The sequence below is a fragment of the Archangium sp. genome, assembly GCF_036388035.1.
In the GTDB taxonomy this organism is placed as follows: domain Bacteria; phylum Myxococcota; class Myxococcia; order Myxococcales; family Myxococcaceae; genus Archangium.
This window is the reverse complement of sequence record NZ_DASVSO010000930.1, coordinates 1-2,926: the sequence shown is the minus strand read 5'-3', so window position 1 is coordinate 2,926 and position 2,926 is coordinate 1. Positions and strand designations below refer to the sequence as shown.

General features: G+C 70.7%; 2 protein-coding genes and 1 pseudogene. All 3 read right to left on the bottom strand.

What is annotated here, in order from left to right; genetic code table 11:
• Positions 1 to 507: pseudogene (locus VF697_RS38600) on the bottom strand (hypothetical protein); the annotation flags it as partial.
• A gap of 225 nt (positions 508 to 732) precedes the next feature.
• The gene (locus VF697_RS38595; RefSeq protein WP_331103037.1) at positions 733 to 2,421 is read right to left on the bottom strand and encodes an amidohydrolase; all 1,689 of its coding nucleotides are present in this window, start codon (positions 2,419 to 2,421) and stop codon (positions 733 to 735) included.
• Positions 2,422 to 2,508: 87 nt separating this feature from the next.
• On the bottom strand, positions 2,509 to 2,926 hold a 418-nt coding region (locus VF697_RS38590), incomplete at its 5' end, for a hypothetical protein (RefSeq protein ID WP_414641428.1).

Genomic DNA, 2,926 nt, shown 5'->3' with positions numbered 1-2,926 from the left:
GGCCACTGCTTCCAACTCCTCAACAGAGCTCGCTGCCTCAGCCTCCCGGTACAATTGGAGACAGGCGCGTGCCACGTGGGTGAGCTCCAGCACTCCAACCAACATCGCCAGCCGCACCGTCAACGCAGCAGCGAATGCCTTGGTGAAGAGCGGCTCGGGCGCCAACCACGCGGCGAAGTACACCAGCACCGAGAGGGCAAGGCTGGTCACGAAGAGCGGCGAGCGGAACAATTCCTGGGCGGCCTCACGCACCCCCGCCCCCATGTAGCGGGGGGAGAGTTGGAGGGCGAGCACCAGTCGGCTGTTCTCCAGTGACTCCGGCAGGGGCAGGCGCGGTGGGTCGAAGCGTGACAGGTACTCCTTTCGCAGTCGTTGCTCCCACTCCGCGGCTCTGCTCGCCCTTGCGTCCTCCATCCCCGACGACACAAGGGTGAGCCGGTGCCTGGGTTTTTCGATGGGTGGGAAGGATTCATGGAAGGCCTCGAGCACCGCCCATGCCTCCTCCATCCGAAGCATTTCGAGGTTCGGGTTGGGAGCTGCCGGTTTGAAGGAGAGCCGCAGGCGGCCTTCGGGCAATGGGTCCACCCTCACCGGAGTGGGGGCTGTCGGCCGAGGCGCTTCATCAAGAGGTCTCTCCCGAGAGGTGGCACATGACGTAGAGACGGTCAGGCACAAGGCCAGGGTCAGGCGGAGGAGCATGGTGGTGGGCCTCTCGGGAGATGGTGCGTTACGTCAGGGTGACCGGTAGACCTCGGCACCGGCGGCCACCGTGAGCTTCACCTGGGCGGTGAGCAGCTCCGCCACCGGCGCCTCCACCGGGTCCACCGAGAAGGCCACGAAGTCCGCGTCCATGCCCGGCTTCAGCCGGCCCCGCTCGTTCTCCGCGAACGCCGCATGGGCCGCGCCCACCGTGAAGCCCTCCAGCGCCTCCTCACCACTCATCCGCTGGTCCGGGTACCACCCTCCCGGGGGCTGCCCCGCGGCGTCCTGCCGCGTGCGCGCCGCGTAGAGCCCCGGCAGCACGTCCGGACGCTCCACCGGGAAGTCGCTGCCGAACGCCAACGGCGCCCCCGCCTCCTTCAGCTTCCGCCATGCGTAGGCGCCCTTGATGCGCTCGGGCCCCACGCGCGTCTCCGCCCACGGCATGTCGCTCGTCGCGTGCGTGGGCTGCATGCTCGCCACGAGGCCGCTCTTGCCCATCCGCTGGATGTCCTCCAGCCGCATCACTTGCGCGTGCTCCACCCGGTGCCGCCCATGGAGCGTCCCCGTCGCCTCGGCCGCGCGCAGCAGCGTCTCCAGCACCAGCGTGTTCGCCCGGTCTCCAATCGCATGCGTGGCCACCTGGAAGCCGCGCGCCATGAAGGCCCGCACCCGCGCCTCGTACTCCTCGGGCGTCAGCAGCAGCAGCCCCCGGTGGCCCGGCTCGTCGCTGTACGGTGCGTGCAGCGCCGCGCCCCGGCTCCCCAGCGCTCCGTCCATGCTCAGCTTCACCGCCCGCATCGTCAGCATCCGGCCCTGGAAGGGGCCCTCGCGCAGGTACGTCTCGCGGTCCGCTCCCTGGCCGTCCGCCATCACATAGACGCGCAGCGGCAGCTTGCCCTCCTTGTCCCAGCGCTGGAGCAGGCGGAAGGTGCGCAGGTCCATGCCCGCGTCGTGGAAGCCCGTCAGCCCCACCTCCGCGCAGCGCGCGAGCGCCCCGGCGATCCGCGCCTCCAGCTGCGCGTCCGTGGGCGCTGGCAGCACCGCGGCCACCAGGTCCATCGCGTTGTCCACGAGGATGCCCGTGGGCTCACCGTCCGCGCCCCGGAGGATGCGGCCCCCGGCCGGGTCCGGCGTCTCCTTCGAGATCTTCGCGCGCCGGAGCGCCTCGCCGTTCACCCACCAGGCGTGGCCGTCCACGCGCTCGAGCACCACGGGCGTCTTCGGGTGCTGGGCGTCCAGCTCCGCCCGGCCAGGGAAGCTCTTCTCCGGCCAGTCGTTCTGGTCCCACCCGCGACCCACGAGCCAGTCCCCCTGCCACGCCGTGGCGGGCGCGGCGGCCATGCGGGAGAGCACCTCCTCGCGCGAGGCCGTGCCCTCCAGCGACACCGCGGCGAGGCTCTGCCCCAGGCCCGCCAGGTGCCCGTGCGCGTCGGTGAGCCCGGGCACCACCGTCGCGTCCCCGAGGTCCACCATCCGTGCCCCCGCTCCCGCCGCGGCGAGCACCTCGTCCCGGGTGCCCACCGCCAGCACCTTCCCCGCGCGCACGGAGAGCGCTTCGGCGATCGGCCGCTCCGCATCGAGCGTCCGCACGCGCCGCGCGACATACACGGTGGTGGTGGAAGGAGAGGGGGCCTGCCGCGCCTCGGGAGCATTCCGGGCACAACCGGCCGCACTCACGACGAGGAGCACCGCGCCAAGGAGGGACTTCATTCCGTGCATCGCTCACCTTTCAGCCTGCCCCGGAGGCCGGGGACGGTGGGCGTTGCACTCTGGCGCACTCGCGCGCGAGTGGGAATGCTGGTGAGGCTAGCGCTTCACGGGCTCGGCCACCCCCTTGCGGATCGCCTCCTCGAACAGGGCCTCCGCCTTCTTCTCGGCCCGCCGGCTCTCCGCCTCCATCTGCTCGCCGAGCGCCTCCATCTGCTCGCCGAGCTCCTCCATGGGCTCGCTGTACTTCTCCATCTGCTCGCCGAGCGCTTCCATCTGCTGATGGATGGGCTCCATCTGCTTCTCGAGCTCGTCCATCTGCCGCTCGATCTCCTTCTCCTCGAGCTCGAGCTGCTCCCGCTGACGCTTGATGTCCGGGGTCTCCTGCTCGTCGTTCGTCTCCAGGAGGTGGTGCTTGAGGGAGAGCTGGGCCTGCTTCTGTCCCAGCTCGCCCATCTTCCCGCCGAACTCGCCCATCTTCCCACCGAGCTCGCCCATCTTCCCACCGAGCTCGCCC